Origin of the sequence: Bacillus sp. FSL M8-0063, assembly GCF_038005545.1 — a bacterium.
GTDB classification, from domain to species: domain Bacteria; phylum Bacillota; class Bacilli; order Bacillales; family Bacillaceae_G; genus Bacillus_A; species Bacillus_A wiedmannii.
The window spans coordinates 3,742,149-3,758,044 of sequence record NZ_JBBOTJ010000001.1 but is presented as its reverse complement, the minus strand read 5'-3'; the positions used below and the strand labels follow the sequence as shown (position 1 = coordinate 3,758,044).

The following is a 15,896-nucleotide window of genomic DNA, read 5'->3' as shown; positions in this document are numbered from 1 at the left end:
AAGATCAACAGGAAAATGTTGGTCTTTTTTTCTTGCCAAAAATAGGATGGTGTGTATATACTGTATATATAAGGTATATACAGTATATACACACACTGGAGGAAAACATGAATATTATTATTTCGAATTCTTCCCAAGACCCTATTTATGTGCAAATAAGAAAACAATTAAGCCAGCTTATTTTAAATGGTGGTTTAAAGGGTGGAGACCAATTACCGTCTATTCGTAGCTTAGCGAAGGAATTACAAGTTAGTGTAATTACAACGAAGCGTGCGTACGAGGAGCTTGAAAAAGAAGGATATATAGAAACTGTTGCTGGGAAGGGGACTTATGTTTCACGTAAAAATAATGAACTACTAAAAGAACAGCGGCTACGTCTATTGGAAAGTAAAGCGGAAGAGGTTGTAAATGAAAGTAAAGCGTTGCAGCTTTCACTTGAAGATTTACAGCAGATGATTGCGTGTTTATATGAGGGGGAATAAGAGATGTTAGAGCTAAAAAACGTTTGTAAAAGTCATCAAGATTTTGCAGTGAAAAATATAAGTTTTACGTTACCACGCGGATATATTATGGGATTTGTCGGACCGAATGGAGCAGGGAAAAGTACGACGATCAAAATGATTATGAATTTAATTAGAAAAGATAGCGGTGATATAAAAATTTTTGGCAAGGACAATAAAAAAGCCGAGAAGGAAATAAAACAAAATATCGGTTTTGTATATGATGAAAATCATTACTACGAAGATTTAACGTGTGAACAAATGAAACGTATTATTGCACCGCTATATAAAAAGTGGGACGAAGAGCAGTATCAATCGTATATGCATCGATTGCAAGTTCCGAAGTATAAAAAAATTAAAGAATTATCAAAAGGGATGAAAATGAAATTTGCGATTGCAATCGCACTTTCACACCACGCGGAGTTTATTATTATGGACGAACCAACGGCAGGATTAGATCCGGTTGTTCGAAGTGAATTGCTTGATATGTTGCAAGAAATTGTAATGGAAGATGAAGTATCTGTATTATTATCAACACACATTACAACAGACTTAGAGCGCATCGCGGATTATATTACGTTCATAAATGATGGAGAAATTATATTTACTGGTGAGAAAGATGAATTAATGGAGAACTACGTAATTGTAAAAGGAAGTAATGATTTATTAGATAGAGAAGGAAAAGAATTATTTGTTGGATTACGAAAAAATAAATTTGGTTTCGAAGGTTTAGCAAAGGATAAGCAAGCAATTATCGATTGGTTTGGAAATGAGGTTGTACTAGAAAAACCAACATTAGACGATATCATCGTTTACACCGCGAAAGGGAGAGGTCCCTATGCGTCAGCTCATATATAAAGATTTGTTCTTTTTTAGGGTAACGTGGTTAGTGAATCTAATTGTGCCTCTTGTATTATTTATGTTAGATCCAAGTGGTGAATTGTTATTTTCGATGAGTTGTCTATTTATAACTCTTTCTTCCGTTATGACGTTAACTTTTATGGATGAAAGGAATAACAGTGACATTATTATAAATAGTTTACCGGTAAGCCGAAAGGATATCATAATTGCTAGATATGTTTCCAGTGCAATATTTATTGTTGGTGGCATACTCTCTACGATGTTAGTTGTTTTTCTTGTAAGAGGCATTGTGGTCATTGGTGATATCGGTACCTATCATCCGAATCTATACATTGAAATTCCGTGGTATGAAGTAATAAATGGAGCTGTTTATGCCGTATTTTTTGTTGTAACATTCTTTCCTAGTTATTATGTTACAAGGTCAAAGATAGCACGAAGTATAGTGTCAGGAGCATCAATGGTAGTTGGTGGAATTGCTTGGATATTCATAGGAGATGGATTGGATGAAACAACACCTTCATTCATTGAGTGGATTATGAATCCAGTGCATATCGGTGTATTTATAGTTGGAGGAATTATATTAGCTAGTGTCTATATCGCTTCTATGTTTCTTACAATTAAAATTTATGAAACGCGTGATTTATAGAGAGGGGGAATTCATATGCAACAGTTGATTTTGAAGGAGTTTTTCTTACAGAAGAAGATGTTTCCTTTCTATTTTTTAATACCTATTTTATCCGTTTTTAGAAATTCCGTAGAACCGATGGGGATTGCAATAGGATTATTTATAACATGTAGTACGATTATATATATTTCTTTTTATTATGACGAGAAAAGTAAAACAGAAAAAGTATTAGTGAGTTTGCCTATAACGAGAAAAGAGATAGTTATAGCTAAATATATTTCAAGCTCATTATTTATTATGGCTGGTTTGAGTACAACTTTTATAGTCGTAATATTAGGAAATATTTTATTGAACAGAGACATAGCTATTCCTGGATATGCAATATTTTCAGCAATAGTAGCAACTTTAATTTATTGTGTAGTAACGATACCTACTAATTACATTGGAGGATATAAAGCTATTACTGTCTTGAATGTGATTATGATTTTTCCTTTAATGGGTATGATTGGCCTTATGTGCAATATTTTTGGTGATGAAATAATCATGCTAAAAGTACTTCAATCTGAAGATGCTACATTATCAATGAGTATTCTTGGTATCGGAGTGTTAGTAAGTATAGTCATATCAATGTTTCTCTCAATGAAAATGTTTCAGGAGGCAGAGTTATAGAAGGAGCATTTTCATATTAGGAGGGTAAAACATGATCAAGCAATTAGTCTTAAAAGATATGATGTTGCAAAGAAAGGTAGGGTTTGTTGGTTTTATATGCTTGTTTTTCCTTGTAATTGTTGATTTGGGTAGCGACAATTTTCTTATGACGCTTAGCATATCTATACCTATCCTTGGAACAATATGGTCGACGAGTTATGAGGCTAGAAATAAGAGTGAAAAGATATTAAATAGTTTACCACTTCAACGTAAAGAAATTGTCATAGCGAAATACATATTTGTAAGTATTTTAGTTGTTTTAGGTGTGGTTTTCTCACTTTTAGTTGGTCTAATTCAGTTGCAAAATGAACATATAACTGCATTTATGCTGTGGGGAACGATTCTTGGTGGAATAACGGGAGGATTTGTTTATAGCATGATCGTACTTCCAATTGAATTTTCAGTAGAATATAGCAGTACGAAACAGGCCGCTTATTTTATGGGAATCATAATTGGGGGATTAAGTGGAGTGATTGTAAGTAGCGTATGGTTAGATGTAGAGAATGTTTGGAGCACGAGTCTAGTCGTAAATGTTTGCTTTATAGTAGGACTTCTTCTTTTATATATTATATCAATGTTACTCTCAATTAACTTGTATAATGAGCGTGATTTGTGAGGAGAGGGGGAATCACTTTGAAACAACTCATTGTAAAAGATTTCATTATCCAATGGAAATTTTTTATTTGGTACATACTGTATCCTATTTTCTTTTATATGGCCTTAACAGATACGAAAAATTTATTCATAATTATGTCAGTAATTATTACCGTTGGGGCAACAGTAAAAACATTTGAAGCCGATAGAAAAAATGAGAGTGAAGTCATATTAAATAGTTTGCCAATATCGAAAAAACAAATTGTATTTGCAAAGTATATAGTAGCAATTATTATTCTTTTTATAAGTGTAACGGTCGGCTGTTTCGCGATGGGAATGAAGAATGGAGTTAATGTATTTGAATTTATTGAAACGACAGTGGTTACTAGTATTAGTTTTATTTTAGTATATTTAAGCTTTGCATTGCCGTTATCGTTTTGGCTAGCATATAAAAAAATGGTTTTTATTACGATATTAATACTCATAGCACCGATTGTTATTTTCGAGATGATCTTTCAAATCAACCTGGAACAAATTCATCTATACAATAGTTTATTGTTTATTAGTTCAATTTGCATGTTCATAGTATCTATCTTCGTTTCAGTAAAATTGTATGAGAAGAGAGAATTTTAAAAGGTGCCATATAAGGCACCTTCTTTAATAACGACAATATGAAAGTAAGAGTTTATAAACAGAGAGGCTATTCGGTACAACATCTTTTGGAGTATGTAATATAAAGCTGAAAACGATAACGAGAATGAGAAAGAGGAAAAATAAAAATAGGATCTGCTTATGTATAGAATTTTGCATATTATTCACTCCTTTTTTAGGTAGTATGTCCAAAAGAAAGGAGTGTATGAAAAATTTTAGGAGGGAGAATGATGAACAAAAGAAAATGGTTATATAGAATAGGAGTACTTTTATTTTCAATCGGTCTCATATTAGCAAATTTTTACTCAGATATACCATCACCATTTCCTAATTTGCATAAAGGAATTGGTGTAAGTATTGTTATAATTGGTCTTCTTTGTCTTATCGCATCAAACTTCTACAGGAAGTCTGAATGAATATAAAAAAGGACAGTTACTCTTTTTCAGAAGTAATGTCCTTTTTAAATAATTTATTCCATAGTTTGGCGATACTCCATATAATGACGATTGCAATGGAGGCAATAACTGACCAAGCAATAGATGCAATTTCAAGTGCCATGCTAGGAAGGAAGGTAAGAATGGATACTACTTTATGAAACAACCATTCTATTATATGAAAACTGATTTGTAATAGAATGACAATTCCAAGTGTAATCCATGCTAACATTTGTTTTCCTTTTTCTTTCCACATGACATTCACCTCACGTTAGCTTAATAGTTTTAAGCCAACAGCGCCGCATAGAATGCAACTTAAGAAGGCAAGACGACGCCAATCCGCTGATTCGCGGAAAATAAGAATACCTAGAAGTGCACTTCCCGCAGTTCCGATTCCAGTCCAAATCGCGTAAGCAGTTCCCATCGGTAACGTGTTCATCGCAAGGGATAAGAAGAAGAAACTTACGCCGAAGTTAGCGATTAAAATAACTTTTGGTGCCCAGCCTTTCTTTTCAGTGGCTACTTTCATAAAGAGTACACCAATAATTTCACAAATACCAGCTAGAATTAAAAATAACCAAGCCATTTTATGCGGCCTCCTTCGCTTCTTTTTCTTCTGTTACTCGTTTTAGCCCAATTACTCCGAAGAAGATTAAACCAATTAATAGAACTTTTACAATAGAGAAAGGTTCTCCGAAGACGAAAATCTCTGTAAGAACGATCCCACCAGCTCCAATTCCTGTAAAGACTGCGTATACAGTGCCGACAGGTAAATCTTTATAGGCTCTAAATAATAAGACGAAACTAATTGTAATTAATAACGCAACACCAGCCCATTCGAGTGGTGCCTCCGCTTTTTTAAGTCCAATCACCCAAAAGATTTCAATAATACCAGCTATGATTACATAAATCCATGCCATATGTCATTTCTCCTTCCTACCAGTCGTTAGGTAAAGGGCTTAAAAACGACGCATTGCAAAGGAGCAATCCGTCAGTTTGAAAGACCTCGCCAAAATACTTGCCAAGAGGCGTTTAAACGAGTCCCAAAGCGATTTAAACCTGCAAATAGTAGTTCAACCATAAGTCCGTCCAGTAAGCATAGAAAAGCTTCTAGAGCGTCTTTTACTTCAATGTTATGCAGTTCACTTTGCTCGTTTGCCTGTTTAAATATAGGGAATAAAAGTTTTCCGACGTTTTCAATGTGTGCATTCGCTTTTTCGATAATTTGTACGCGGAATGCATCAGGCGGAAAATAGGAAGTTCGTAACCAAAACATTGATTCTTCACTTTCACCAAATCGTTTTGCGTAGCCCTTTAGTAACTGTAAGAGCAATTCTTCAGTAGACGAATTTGAAAATTTTTCGATATCGTCTGTGAAGCTCTGTAAATCTTTTTGAAGAGCGGATTCTAAGCATATAAAATATAGCTCTTCTTTTCCTTTAAAGTGTGCGTAAATCGATGGTTTTTTAATCCCGACTTCTTGAGCAATATTTGCCAATGAAGTTCCTTCATAGCCGTAGCGTGCGAAATGAGAAAGTGCTACAGCTTTAATGCGGTTTGCTGTCATTTTCATCCCCTACCTACCGTTCGTTAGGTTCATTATATGAGATGGGAAATATAAAGTCAATAGGTGAAGAGCTGAAAAAGAGCGCTATAGGTAACGCTCTTTTTTCAGACAGTATCTCGCTCAATTAAATGGAATGAAAGCTCTTCTGCATTCCCGGCAATTTGCTCGCTTTGGATTTGTTTATGGAATAAAGAAAAAGCATGTGAGCCCATTGTAAGGCCGGGATGCTCAATTGTTGAAATTTCTAACGCCTTTGAAATTTCATGATTATCAAATCCAAGGATAGCAAGTTCTTCAGGGACTCGAATACTATGCTTTCGCGCCTCTGTTAATAAACCAGCTGCAACTTGATCGTTCGCTGTAAAAATAGCGGTTGGGCGATTTTTCATGTTTAAAATGCGATGAAGTATTTTTGCACCATCCTGCATCGTATAGCATTGATGAAAAATCCAATCTGGATGTACCGTTTTACCTTCGTTATGAAGCGTATCAGCAAATGCTTTTTCGCGCTCCATAGAATTTGCACTCGTTTTTCTTGCTAAACAGATTCCGATTTTTTCATGGCCTTTACTGAGTAAATAGGCAGTGCCGAGACGGAAGCCTTCATAGTGATCTACGTAGACGGATGAAATGAGGGGATGCTTCATCTTTTCACATGAAATAATAGGGGCAAATTTTGCGAAAGGTTCAATTTGTTCCCAAGAACTCGTTCGAGAGCAAATAATCATTCCATCGAATTGTTTCATTTTCATCATTTCAAGAACACGAATCTCTTCGAGGCTATCGTAATTTGTTTGACATAAATTAATGTGATATCCAGCTGCTAACGCTTCGTTTCCGATTCCTTCAATAATGGTACTGAAGTATGGAAGATTAATGAAGGGGAGCATAACCCCGATTGTATATGTTTTTCCCTTTATTAAATGAATAGCATTTATATTTTTTGCATAGTTCAATTCTTCAACAGCATCTAGAACACGCTTACGTTTTTCTTCTTTTACGTAAGGGTGATTATTAAGGACGCGGGAAACAGTTGATATGGATACACCAGCGGTTTTTGCAATTTGTTTTATATTGGCCATATGTATCACCTCTTTCCTTTATTATAAAGGGAAAATAATAAGAATGAAAAAATCTTGACCTGAAAAGCTTTTCACAAACTATGTTATAAGTAAGGCTTCTTTTTATTCGCGTAACCTTTTTATTTGGGCGTAAGAATGATAGGGGGCTTTTTTGCGTCTATAAAAGAAGTTTTGTCAAAATGTGTGAGAATAACGTGGAAAGTTTTCAAAGGGGGAGTTTGTTAATGAAGCGAATATGAATAGCATATAAACACTTCATTCATAAAGATAGCGGTATGAAAGGGCGGAAACAAATTGAAAAAAAGAATCATTTGTTTCGTGTTTTCTAGTCTAGTGCTAAGTTCATGTTCGTTTCAGCAAACGATGCAAGAAGAAAAAAACTTTGTGGGAACAACAGGGGGAGCTATGGATCGTGTTACGGCTCCTATTCCACTAAAGGAGCTTCCGAAATATTTTCCAGTGAAATTTAAAGTTCCGGCGTTTTTACCGTATGACATTACGAGTGATGTGAAGGGGGAAGTCAGAACGATTGGGAAGAAGAACGCTGTCTTAATGATTAAATATAAACAGCAGGAGCCAGATAGAAATGAGTATATTGAGTTAAATGTTGCAAACTTTCCTTATAGTTTTCCGGATCTCGTGGAAGAGAAGCGATTTCAAGAACAAATGAAATTGAATAGTGGAGCATTCGCTTATTTTAAAAATAAGGATGACTCTGGGCGAGGAGATGAATTCGCTACGCTTATTTGGAAAGAGAAAGGACTTGAATATCAGCTGCTGTATCGTAATGTGCAAGAGAATGATAAAGATGTGATTAAGCAAAATTTAGTATACATTGCGAATAATATGGAATGAAAAAACTAGCTGAATGATTCAGCTAGTTTTTGTATGTTATTATTTCTTTTTAATTTTTCCAGTCCACGTTTTGAATCCACCTTGTAATTGGTAGAAATCTTTGTAGCCTTGTTTCTTTAAGTATTGAGCTGCACGACCAGTACGGAATCCGCTTTGGCAGTATAAGTAAACTGGTTGATCTTTGCGAAGTTCTTTATGACGAAGGCGAATTTGTGATAATGGAATGTTACGTGCGCCTAAAATATGTCCTGCAGTATATTCGTCTGCTTCGCGAATATCGATAAGCTGTGCTTTGCGGTAGCCAGCGCGAAACTCTTCTTCTGAAAGTGTTTTAATTAATTTTCTCTGATAGAAATACATCCATACAGTGTAGCCGATGAACGCTACGATTACGGCTAATAAAATAATCCAAGTTGTTGACACGGTTCTATCGCTCCCTTTTTTCTTATCCTACTTTCAATATTATAATGCCCGTATGTATTTATGCAACAGATTCATTTGCATATAAGAAGAAATTTCGTATTCTTTCACAAATTTTGTCGAATTTGGTAGACTAGAGAATGTGAAAAATAATTGGTTATATGAGGTGCAGGATGGGAAAAGAAAAATGGTGTTATATTAACTCTGGTCAATGTTCACCGGCATTTAATATGGCGTTAGATGAATGTTTATTAAATTGGCAAAGTGAAAAGAAAATGCCACCAACCATTCGTTTTTATGAATGGGAAGTACCAACATTAACAGTTGGGTATTTCCAGCGTGTTGAAAAAGATATTAATATGGATGTAGTTAACGAAAAGAAATATGGATTCGTTCGTCGTCAAACAGGCGGCAGGGGTGTACTACATGATAAAGAATTAACGTACAGTGTTATTGTGTCTGAAGATCATCCAAATATGCCAAAAACAGTTACAGAAGCGTATCGTATTATTTCGCAAGGTTTATTAGACGGTTTTAAGGCATTAGGATTAGAAGCATATTATGCAGTTCCAAAAACAGAAGCAGACCGTGAAAATTTAAAAAATCCACGTTCAGGAGTATGCTTTGATGCACCGTCTTGGTATGAAATTGTAGTAGAAGGAAGAAAAATCGCAGGTAGTGCTCAAACACGTCAAAAAGGTGTGATTTTACAGCACGGATCGATTCCGTTAGAAATAGATTTAGATGAATTATACGATCTGTTTTTATTCCCGAATGAACGTGTAAAAGAGCGTATGAAGAGTATGTTCTCTTCTAAAGCGGTAGCAATTAATGAATTAACAGACCGTACGTTTACAATCGAACAGTTAATTAAAGCGTTTGAGGTTGGGTTTGAAAAAGGATTAGATGTAGAGCTTGTTCCGTATGAATTAACAGAAGAACAGTTACATGAAGTGCAAACATTAGCAAAAGAGAAGTATGAAAGTAAGGAATGGAATTATAAAAAATAAGAGGTGGCAATTGCCACCTCTTATTTTTTATAGTAAATTAAGTACTTTTTCTACTTTGATTCCTTTATCTTGTAAAGAACGAAGGCGATTTACAACGTCCATAATTTCTTTGTCAAATGTAACGCTAATACCTTGGCTTTGTAGTTCTTTTTTTAAGCTTTCAATAGAATCATCTATGTCGATGCCAAGCTCGTAATCTTGACAAACTTCAATTGTCTTTTTCACAAGTTTAACATAATTTTCTTGTAGTTTTGTATTTGTTTCAGTCAAAGCAGGTTGCTTCGGTTTTGCAGGAGCGACCGGTGCTGTCTCTTGCTTTGTAACTGGAGTTGGTGCTGCTTTTTTCACAGGTGCTGGAGTAGATAGTTCCACAGCTGCTTCTACACTTACTGGCTTCGGTGTCGGTACCGGAGTAGGTTTAGGTGCTGCAGGTGTTTCTACTCGCGTAACAGGTTTTGGAGCAGGTGCAACTGCTTTTGGAGCTTCTACAACTACTTCTTTTTTCGGAGTAGCTTCTACAACAGTTTCTTCTTGCTCAGCAGCTTCTTTATTCTCTTTGCTCCACATAACGCGTTCAACTTCTAGAGAAACATTATTTTTGTTCATCGCTGTTAATGTAACTTTACCAACTTCAGCGTTCCCAGTGAAATCAACAATTTTATAAATAACACTCTTGTTCCAATCCACGTTTCCGCTCAAAAATAATTCTTCGTTACATTTCGGCGTTAAGCCCTCGATTTTAATTTCTGCGTTTACACCGTTTTCACTATATACCATAATTAGCGAAGCATTTACATCTTCGTCTGCTAACATTAGTTCACGTACCATTTTGCCGGTGCGTACTTGCGTTTTCTTCTTAACTGACATTTAATTTCTCCTCTCAAAAATTCAGTAATAATAAAAAAATCGTATAACGAAAAATAATTGCTCACGAAGATTTATGATACCGATAATAAAAGCATCACGTCAACAATTAACTTTAATTATTTTGCATTTTTCTTATTTTCTTTATGAAATTTTTCAATTTGTAAAATTAGACAGAAGAAAAACAGCCTTTTGAAAGGCTGTTAAAAATTTGATTTTTTGTATAGTAATTTATATAAAATAAAAAATAAGATAGCGATTAAGGCGTTTTGCCAAAAGGTTAGATGATAAATAAGGTAAGGTTGTTTTCTAAAATAAATATTTACGAATATAGCTGAACAAAATGGAGTAGCAAAAGCGAGCCCGAATAGAATTCGTCTTTTCCAATTTATTTTTTGATCAAAGGAGTAACGCTTTAATAAATATAAAATAAGCAGTATTCCTAGAATAATGAGTGAAACAGACAAAATAGTTCCAGGGATACTAAAAGCTGGGGTGAATTGTTCTACATTATTTTCAAAGATTAAAATGAAAAAGGAAACAATTGCATCGATTCCAAACTGTATAGCAAGAAGTAAGCTAATAACAAAACCGATTAAAGAAGTTTTTTCTAATTTTGTTTGGACAGGCAAAGCTGATATAAGTTCATCTACTTGATGTTCGGGTACATTAGATAATCGAAGATATACTAGCATATCGCCATAAGCAGTTTCGTTTTCGGAAGTTAGAAGCTCACGTTTTTTATTATTCAATTCAATCATGTCTTGTGCATTCATCCCTATCACTCCCCTTGTAATAAATTGTTCACCGTAGTTGAAACCATTCCCCAACTTTGTTTAAACTCTTCAAGCTGCTCTAATCCTTTGTCGGTTACGTGATAATATTTTCGCTTTGGACCGAGTGAGGAAGCTTTTAATGTTCCTTCAATCAATTTTTCTTTTTGCATACGTAACAATAACGGATATATGCTTCCTTCACTTACGAATGTAAATCCGTGTTTATTTAATTTTGTACTCAGTTCATATCCGTACACTTCTTCTTGTGAAATGATGTATAGGATGCAACCTTCGAGCACACCTTTTAACATTTGGCTGTGCATGATTTCACCACCTTTTACTCAGGTAACTTGCGTTGCAAGGTAGCTGTTATCCAAATTATAACATTCAGTAACTTGCAACGCAAGTTACTGAAGTGGAAAACTTTAATGAGTGTTAATTCTTCATCGTTTCCCATACTAACGAGAGGAGGGAAGCATATGAAACCATTTATGCCAAAACTCGTTTACTTTGAACCGAAGGCACTCGAATATCCGCTTGGAAAAGAGCTGTATGAGAAGTTTACGAAGATGGGATTAGAAATTCGTGAAATGACATCCCATAATCAAATTAGAAATTTGCCAGGTGAAAATGATTTGCAAAAGTATCGTAATGCAAAGGCAACACTTGTCGTTGGGGTGAGGAAAACATTAAAGTTTGATACGTCAAAACCGTCAGCTGAATATGCAATCCCGCTCGCAACGGGGTGTATGGGACATTGTCATTATTGCTATTTGCAAACGACACTTGGGAGTAAGCCTTACGTTCGCGTGTATGTCAATCTTGATGAAATATTTGAGAAGGCAAAGCAGTATATGGATGAAAGAGCACCAGAAATAACAAGGTTTGAAGCGGCTTGTACATCAGATATTGTTGGAATTGATCATTTAACACATGCATTAAAGCGGGCGATTGAATTCATTGGAGAAAGTGAGCATGGGCGTTTACGTTTCGTTACGAAATATTCGCACGTTGATCATTTATTAGATGCAAAACATAATGGGAAAACTCGTTTTCGATTTAGTATTAATTCACGGTATGTAATCAAAAATTTTGAGCCGAGGACATCACCTTTTGAAGAACGAATTGAAGCGGCTCGTAAAGTAGCAGGTGCGGGTTATCCACTTGGGTTTATAGTTGCACCACTTTAATATGCATGAAGGATGGGAAGAAGGATATCGTGAACTATTTGAGCGACTGTACAATGCGCTAAAAGATTTGTCGATACCGAATTTAACATTTGAATTAATTCAACATCGCTTTACAAAACCAGCAAAAAAGGTCATTCAAGAGCGTTATCCGAATACGAAGCTTGAAATGGATGAAGAGAAGCGCAAATATAAATGGGGACGATATGGCATCGGGAAATACGTATATAAAAAAGATGATGCAGAAGTATTGGAAGAAACGATTAGAGGATATATTCATCACTTTTTTCCTAACGCAGAAATTCAATATTTTACATGAAAAGAACTTGTATTGGAATGCAAGTTCTTTTTTCTTTTAAATATTTAGGCTTGTTTTCAACTTGTCACGTTATTCTTTCTGGTGTATCATTTTATTGATTGCTTCGTACGGAATGAGCAAAATGAAATTGGATGGAGGAAACCGATGCCTACCCCTAGTATGGAAGATTATATTGAACAAATTTATTTGTTGATTGATGAAAAGGGTTATGCCCGCGTATCTGATATTGCTGAAGCGCTGAGTGTACATCCATCCTCTGTAACGAAAATGGTGCAAAAATTAGACAAAGATGAATATCTAATTTATGAAAAATATAGAGGGCTTGTATTAACATCAAAAGGTAAAAAAATCGGAGAACGTCTCGTATATCGTCATGACTTGCTAGAGCAATTTATGCGTATTATCGGTTTGGATGAAAGTAAAATTTACAATGATGTAGAAGGAATTGAACATCATTTAAGTTGGGAAGCAATTGACCGCATTGGTGATCTAGTGCAATATTTTGAACAAGATGAGGTTCGAGTGGAAACACTTCGTGGCGTTCAAAAAGCAAATGAAGAGAAAAGTAATTAAGGGGGAACGTATGTCGTTTCCTTTTTTATTTCAACCGAAAAGGATGGGGAAATTATGAAAGCAATTATTTTTGATTTTGATGGATTAATTGTAGACACAGAAACAATATGGTTTCACTCTTTCAGAGACGCTGTTCGTGAGTACGGTGGGGAGTTACCTTTAACGGAATTTGCGAAATGTATTGGAACGACAGACGATGTGCTTTACGCATATTTAAATGAGCAATTAAAAGAGAAGTTTAACAAGGATGCATTAAAAGAAAAAGTGAAAACTTTACATAAAGAGAAAATGAAAATACCAGAAGCTCGTGACGGGGTAAAAGAATATTTAGAGGAAGCGAAAGAAATGGGATTGAAAATCGCATTAGCTTCCAGTTCATCTAGAGAATGGGTTACTTCTTTTTTGGAAGAGCTACAAATTCGAGATTATTTTGAAGTCATTAAAACAAGGGAAGATGTTGAGAAGGTAAAACCGGATCCAGCACTTTATCGAATTGCGATAGAAGATTTAGGAATTGATCCGTCTGAAGCTGTTGTATTTGAAGACTCGTTAAACGGATTAAAAGCAGCGATTGCAGCAGGATTAAAGTGCGTTGTTGTACCTAATGATGTGACAAGGAATTTACCATTTGAAAATCATCACCTTCGAATTGAAAGTATGAAAGATAAAAGTTTGAAAGAAGTACTGCAAAATATAAAGAAAGACCGTATTTCCTAAAAGGAAGCACGGTCTTTCTTTTTGTTTTTTTTACCTTCAATGACAGTTAAATGAGATTGTTTTCTTTTTCGCTTCAAAGTGGAAGGAGCGCCTTTCTTACCTTTGTCATTAGAAGCGTTGGATTTCAAGAAAGAATTGCTTAGGGGTGCTACATTTTGTTTCCCATGTTTGCGGTTCGATTGTTTCGCTGCACGCTTATAAGAGCTTTGCGAATTTGCAGAACCACTAGAATTTGTAAACATCTTGTATAGCAAATAAAAGATACCGACAACAAGTAACATGTACCCGATATTTCTTAATACACCCATTGGATTTGTAATGACAGATGAAACAAGGCCGAATATTGCTAATCCGATAATAAGCATAACTATAGCGAATGTAAACGAACGACCGTTCATAAGGGACACCTCCTAAAAACATATATTAAAATTAGTATATTAACGATGAGGAAAGGAGTTGAACACCAATTTTAAATAATTATTGTTTGTTTTCTAAACGTAATAATTCTTCAAACGATGCAATGGCTACTTCCACTTGATCATCTGTTGGTTCTTTCGTTGTTAACAGTTGCAGCCATAATCCGGGATATCCAAGTATGCGTAATACTGGAATATCGCGTAATCGATTTGTAAATTGTAACACTTCGAAAGAAATGCCGAGAACGACTGGAATTAATAAAATTCGGTTTACGACTCTGGCCCAAAGTGGATCTGTAGGGACAAGGAAATAAACAAACATTCCAATAATGACTGTAAATATAATAAAGCTACTGCCACAGCGATAATGAAGGCGAGTTTGTTTTTGCACATTTTCTACAGTCATTGGAAGGTTATTCTCATAGGCATTAATTACTTTATGCTCCGCACCATGGTACTGAAATACCCGCTTAATAAGTGGGGTTAAAGAAATAAAGTATATATAGCTCAATAATAGCATGAGCTTAATGACACTTTCGACAATGATTTGCCCTGTATGAGAGGGGAAAATCGGTCTCGTTAATTCAGCTAGTAGTGCAGGAACTGCTGTGAAAATGACTTTACCAAATATGAAAGATAAAACACCAACTGCTGCAACTCCTAATACCATCGTTAATTTCGATTGTTCTTCTTTGTTATTTGCGATTTGTTCGTCTTCTTCTGGGTGGACATCAAATCGTTCTGAAGCAAAGTTTAAATGTTTTGCTCCATTCGCACTTGCATCCACAATAGCGGCAATCCCTCGTAAAAATGGAATTTTTTTCAGGATAGATAATGCTTTATTACGAACGCGTGGTAATCGATAAAATTCAATCGATTTATCTTTACGACGAACCGCTGTAACAGTATATTCTCTACCGCCAAACATAACTCCTTCTATGACTGCTTGCCCGCCATATATTTGTTTTGACTCTTCTGCCATGTTAACACCAACCTGTATTTGTTTCTCTCTTATGTAGAAAAAGAGGCAATTGTCATACTGGGTTCTGTCGTTTTGAAATAAGACAATCACCGAGTTTCCTTTATTTTATCGACAAATACAAGTATATGACAAGGAAAAATGTTACGAGAGTCGGACATTTCTTATTCTTTTTATAGACAAATTTCGCAGTATTTAAACATGGTTCAAAATAGTTTCGGGCATACTATTGAGCGGAGGTGTCGATGTGAGTCAAGAACAATTAGGAACAAGGAATTTTGTACAAATTGGTTTATTTGGTGGAATCTTTTGGGGGGGGATATGGTATTTCCTTCATATATTTTCATTTACGGAAGCGGGACCGAACTATTTACTTTTACCATTTGCCTTTGGAAGCTGGAAAGAAGGGGTATGGGGCAATGTGTCAGGAATTGTTTGTATGGGACTACTTTCGATTTTAATTGCCTTTTTGTATAAAGCGTTTTTGGCAAAGTTTGAAGGAATTCTTCCAGGGATGATTTATGGGCTATTTTGGTGGGCGTTACTATTTTTCGGAATGGGGTTAATAGCGCCTGCTATTAAAAGCGCACTCCATTTACCGAAAGAAACACTTGTGACGACGATATGTATTTTTATATTGTATGGTGTGTTTATTGCATACTCTGTTTCTTACGCAGTAAATACCAATAAGGCCGAGCAAGAAGGGGAAGAGAAGACGAACTATTCAAACAAGTAACTCCTATGTTAAAATGTTGTAT

General features: G+C 35.3%; 23 protein-coding genes and 1 pseudogene. 13 read left to right on the top strand and 11 right to left on the bottom strand.

The genetic code is table 11. The annotated features are described in order from the left end of the window. Nucleotides 1-107 precede the first annotated feature (107 nt). The 7 genes from MKX31_RS19100 (at nucleotide 108) to MKX31_RS19070 (ending at nucleotide 4,355) form a co-directional block, all read left to right on the top strand. Entirely contained in the window at nucleotides 108-482 is a 375-nt protein-coding gene (locus MKX31_RS19100) for a GntR family transcriptional regulator (RefSeq protein ID WP_001021362.1), read from the top strand. Between the two features lie 3 nt (nucleotides 483-485). Beyond that, nucleotides 486-1,358, top strand: a complete 873-nt coding sequence (locus MKX31_RS19095) for an ABC transporter ATP-binding protein (protein ID WP_088048118.1) — start codon at nucleotides 486-488, stop codon at nucleotides 1,356-1,358. Beyond that, a complete protein-coding gene (locus MKX31_RS19090; RefSeq protein WP_002143120.1) occupies nucleotides 1,339-2,007 on the top strand; it encodes an ABC-2 transporter permease in 669 nt (222 codons plus the stop codon). The genes MKX31_RS19095 and MKX31_RS19090 overlap by 20 nt, the downstream gene beginning before the upstream one ends. A gap of 15 nt (nucleotides 2,008-2,022) precedes the next feature. Beyond that, nucleotides 2,023-2,655 carry an ABC-2 transporter permease gene (locus MKX31_RS19085; protein ID WP_088048119.1) on the top strand — a complete coding sequence of 211 codons (633 nt, stop codon included), beginning with the start codon at nucleotides 2,023-2,025 and terminating at the stop codon, nucleotides 2,653-2,655. 31 nt (nucleotides 2,656-2,686) lie between these two features. Further along, complete coding sequence (locus MKX31_RS19080) at nucleotides 2,687-3,310, top strand: ABC-2 transporter permease (RefSeq protein WP_098102839.1); 624 nt, start codon at nucleotides 2,687-2,689, stop codon at nucleotides 3,308-3,310. A 17-nt stretch (nucleotides 3,311-3,327) separates the two neighbouring features. Further along, a complete protein-coding gene (locus MKX31_RS19075) occupies nucleotides 3,328-3,921 on the top strand; it encodes an ABC-2 transporter permease (protein ID WP_064474815.1) in 594 nt (197 codons plus the stop codon). Nucleotides 3,922-4,169: 248 nt separating this feature from the next. After that, on the top strand, nucleotides 4,170-4,355 hold the full coding sequence (locus MKX31_RS19070) for a hypothetical protein (RefSeq protein WP_142289408.1): 186 nt from the start codon (nucleotides 4,170-4,172) through the stop codon (nucleotides 4,353-4,355). Nucleotides 4,356-4,371: 16 nt separating this feature from the next. Here the strand turns inward: MKX31_RS19070 and MKX31_RS19065 are convergent, their stop codons facing one another. The 5 genes from MKX31_RS19065 to MKX31_RS19045 all read right to left on the bottom strand — a co-directional run bounded on the left by MKX31_RS19065 (nucleotide 4,372) and on the right by MKX31_RS19045 (nucleotide 7,022). After that, complete coding sequence (locus MKX31_RS19065; protein WP_064474817.1) at nucleotides 4,372-4,629, bottom strand: DUF3975 family protein; 258 nt, start codon at nucleotides 4,627-4,629, stop codon at nucleotides 4,372-4,374. 15 nt (nucleotides 4,630-4,644) lie between these two features. Continuing rightward, nucleotides 4,645-4,959 (bottom strand): DMT family transporter, encoded by a 315-nt coding sequence (locus MKX31_RS19060; RefSeq protein WP_046956356.1) that lies wholly within the window; start codon nucleotides 4,957-4,959, stop codon nucleotides 4,645-4,647. 1 nt (nucleotide 4,960) lies between these two features. Continuing rightward, nucleotides 4,961-5,293, bottom strand: a complete 333-nt coding sequence (locus tag MKX31_RS19055) for a DMT family transporter (RefSeq protein WP_000312344.1) — start codon at nucleotides 5,291-5,293, stop codon at nucleotides 4,961-4,963. 71 nt (nucleotides 5,294-5,364) lie between these two features. After that, nucleotides 5,365-5,946 carry a TetR/AcrR family transcriptional regulator gene (locus MKX31_RS19050; protein WP_142289409.1) on the bottom strand — a complete coding sequence of 194 codons (582 nt, stop codon included), beginning with the start codon at nucleotides 5,944-5,946 and terminating at the stop codon, nucleotides 5,365-5,367. A 98-nt stretch (nucleotides 5,947-6,044) separates the two neighbouring features. Beyond that, a complete protein-coding gene (locus tag MKX31_RS19045) occupies nucleotides 6,045-7,022 on the bottom strand; it encodes a LacI family DNA-binding transcriptional regulator (RefSeq protein ID WP_064474818.1) in 978 nt (325 codons plus the stop codon). A gap of 318 nt (nucleotides 7,023-7,340) precedes the next feature. Here MKX31_RS19045 and MKX31_RS19040 point away from each other — a divergent pair, with 318 nt between their 5' ends. Further along, entirely contained in the window at nucleotides 7,341-7,877 is a 537-nt protein-coding gene (locus MKX31_RS19040; protein WP_142289412.1) for a DNA polymerase III subunit delta, read from the top strand. 39 nt (nucleotides 7,878-7,916) lie between these two features. Here the strand turns inward: MKX31_RS19040 and MKX31_RS19035 are convergent, their stop codons facing one another. Then, nucleotides 7,917-8,300, bottom strand: a complete 384-nt coding sequence (locus tag MKX31_RS19035) for a rhodanese-like domain-containing protein (RefSeq protein ID WP_000108656.1) — start codon at nucleotides 8,298-8,300, stop codon at nucleotides 7,917-7,919. 170 nt (nucleotides 8,301-8,470) lie between these two features. On the opposite strand from MKX31_RS19035, the gene MKX31_RS19030 reads away from it, so the two are divergent. Beyond that, nucleotides 8,471-9,307: a lipoate--protein ligase family protein gene (locus tag MKX31_RS19030; RefSeq protein WP_000514071.1), complete on the top strand. Its 837-nt coding sequence runs from the start codon at nucleotides 8,471-8,473 to the stop codon at nucleotides 9,305-9,307. 27 nt (nucleotides 9,308-9,334) lie between these two features. On the opposite strand, the gene MKX31_RS19025 is transcribed toward MKX31_RS19030, so the two are convergent. From MKX31_RS19025 to MKX31_RS19015, 3 genes are all read right to left on the bottom strand, one after another. After that, complete coding sequence (locus MKX31_RS19025; protein WP_088048125.1) at nucleotides 9,335-10,174, bottom strand: hypothetical protein; 840 nt, start codon at nucleotides 10,172-10,174, stop codon at nucleotides 9,335-9,337. A gap of 200 nt (nucleotides 10,175-10,374) precedes the next feature. After that, nucleotides 10,375-10,947 (bottom strand): hypothetical protein, encoded by a 573-nt coding sequence (locus MKX31_RS19020; protein ID WP_340981405.1) that lies wholly within the window; start codon nucleotides 10,945-10,947, stop codon nucleotides 10,375-10,377. Nucleotides 10,948-10,952: 5 nt separating this feature from the next. After that, nucleotides 10,953-11,270 carry a PadR family transcriptional regulator gene (locus MKX31_RS19015; RefSeq protein WP_000556083.1) on the bottom strand — a complete coding sequence of 106 codons (318 nt, stop codon included), beginning with the start codon at nucleotides 11,268-11,270 and terminating at the stop codon, nucleotides 10,953-10,955. Between the two features lie 156 nt (nucleotides 11,271-11,426). On the opposite strand from MKX31_RS19015, the pseudogene splB reads away from it, so the two are divergent. The 3 genes and pseudogenes from splB to MKX31_RS19000 all read left to right on the top strand — a co-directional run bounded on the left by splB (nucleotide 11,427) and on the right by MKX31_RS19000 (nucleotide 13,743). Beyond that, nucleotides 11,427-12,453 (top strand): annotated as a pseudogene (gene splB / locus MKX31_RS19010) (spore photoproduct lyase). 144 nt (nucleotides 12,454-12,597) lie between these two features. Continuing rightward, nucleotides 12,598-13,026 carry a transcriptional regulator MntR gene (mntR, locus tag MKX31_RS19005; protein ID WP_001143071.1) on the top strand — a complete coding sequence of 143 codons (429 nt, stop codon included), beginning with the start codon at nucleotides 12,598-12,600 and terminating at the stop codon, nucleotides 13,024-13,026. A gap of 54 nt (nucleotides 13,027-13,080) precedes the next feature. Next, a complete protein-coding gene (locus tag MKX31_RS19000) occupies nucleotides 13,081-13,743 on the top strand; it encodes an HAD family hydrolase (protein WP_064474821.1) in 663 nt (220 codons plus the stop codon). Here MKX31_RS19000 and MKX31_RS18995 read toward each other — a convergent pair. Then, entirely contained in the window at nucleotides 13,740-14,141 is a 402-nt protein-coding gene (locus MKX31_RS18995; RefSeq protein ID WP_001014467.1) for an SA1362 family protein, read from the bottom strand. The two genes, MKX31_RS19000 and MKX31_RS18995, sit on opposite strands and share 4 nt — an antisense overlap. A gap of 79 nt (nucleotides 14,142-14,220) precedes the next feature. Continuing rightward, nucleotides 14,221-15,141 carry a DUF1385 domain-containing protein gene (locus tag MKX31_RS18990; protein ID WP_000807116.1) on the bottom strand — a complete coding sequence of 307 codons (921 nt, stop codon included), beginning with the start codon at nucleotides 15,139-15,141 and terminating at the stop codon, nucleotides 14,221-14,223. A 244-nt stretch (nucleotides 15,142-15,385) separates the two neighbouring features. Between MKX31_RS18990 and MKX31_RS18985 the strand changes: the two genes are divergently transcribed. After that, nucleotides 15,386-15,874, top strand: coding sequence for a YqhR family membrane protein (locus MKX31_RS18985; RefSeq protein ID WP_142289410.1), 489 nt, complete (start codon nucleotides 15,386-15,388; stop codon nucleotides 15,872-15,874). Nucleotides 15,875-15,896 lie beyond the last annotated feature (22 nt).

What these genes read in the sequence shown, in the direction of transcription:
- MKX31_RS19060 (WP_046956356.1), bottom strand. Translation starts at nt 4,959, where the DNA reads ATGGCTTGGTTATTTTTAATTCTAGCTGGTATTTGTGAAATTATTGGT.
- MKX31_RS19020 (WP_340981405.1), bottom strand. Translation starts at nt 10,947, where the DNA reads ATGAATGCACAAGACATGATTGAATTGAATAATAAAAAACGTGAGCTT.
- MKX31_RS18990 (WP_000807116.1), bottom strand. Translation starts at nt 15,141, where the DNA reads ATGGCAGAAGAGTCAAAACAAATATATGGCGGGCAAGCAGTCATAGAA.
- MKX31_RS19055 (WP_000312344.1), bottom strand. Translation starts at nt 5,293, where the DNA reads ATGGCATGGATTTATGTAATCATAGCTGGTATTATTGAAATCTTTTGG.
- MKX31_RS19090 (WP_002143120.1), top strand. Translation starts at nt 1,339, where the DNA reads ATGCGTCAGCTCATATATAAAGATTTGTTCTTTTTTAGGGTAACGTGG.
- mntR (WP_001143071.1), top strand. Translation starts at nt 12,598, where the DNA reads ATGCCTACCCCTAGTATGGAAGATTATATTGAACAAATTTATTTGTTG.
- MKX31_RS19100 (WP_001021362.1), top strand. Translation starts at nt 108, where the DNA reads ATGAATATTATTATTTCGAATTCTTCCCAAGACCCTATTTATGTGCAA.
- MKX31_RS19065 (WP_064474817.1), bottom strand. Translation starts at nt 4,629, where the DNA reads ATGTGGAAAGAAAAAGGAAAACAAATGTTAGCATGGATTACACTTGGA.
- MKX31_RS19015 (WP_000556083.1), bottom strand. Translation starts at nt 11,270, where the DNA reads ATGCACAGCCAAATGTTAAAAGGTGTGCTCGAAGGTTGCATCCTATAC.
- MKX31_RS19025 (WP_088048125.1), bottom strand. Translation starts at nt 10,174, where the DNA reads ATGTCAGTTAAGAAGAAAACGCAAGTACGCACCGGCAAAATGGTACGT.
- MKX31_RS19070 (WP_142289408.1), top strand. Translation starts at nt 4,170, where the DNA reads ATGAACAAAAGAAAATGGTTATATAGAATAGGAGTACTTTTATTTTCA.
- MKX31_RS18995 (WP_001014467.1), bottom strand. Translation starts at nt 14,141, where the DNA reads ATGAACGGTCGTTCGTTTACATTCGCTATAGTTATGCTTATTATCGGA.
- MKX31_RS19000 (WP_064474821.1), top strand. Translation starts at nt 13,081, where the DNA reads ATGAAAGCAATTATTTTTGATTTTGATGGATTAATTGTAGACACAGAA.
- MKX31_RS19030 (WP_000514071.1), top strand. Translation starts at nt 8,471, where the DNA reads ATGGGAAAAGAAAAATGGTGTTATATTAACTCTGGTCAATGTTCACCG.
- MKX31_RS19080 (WP_098102839.1), top strand. Translation starts at nt 2,687, where the DNA reads ATGATCAAGCAATTAGTCTTAAAAGATATGATGTTGCAAAGAAAGGTA.
- MKX31_RS19085 (WP_088048119.1), top strand. Translation starts at nt 2,023, where the DNA reads ATGCAACAGTTGATTTTGAAGGAGTTTTTCTTACAGAAGAAGATGTTT.
- MKX31_RS19045 (WP_064474818.1), bottom strand. Translation starts at nt 7,022, where the DNA reads ATGGCCAATATAAAACAAATTGCAAAAACCGCTGGTGTATCCATATCA.
- MKX31_RS19095 (WP_088048118.1), top strand. Translation starts at nt 486, where the DNA reads ATGTTAGAGCTAAAAAACGTTTGTAAAAGTCATCAAGATTTTGCAGTG.
- MKX31_RS19050 (WP_142289409.1), bottom strand. Translation starts at nt 5,946, where the DNA reads ATGAAAATGACAGCAAACCGCATTAAAGCTGTAGCACTTTCTCATTTC.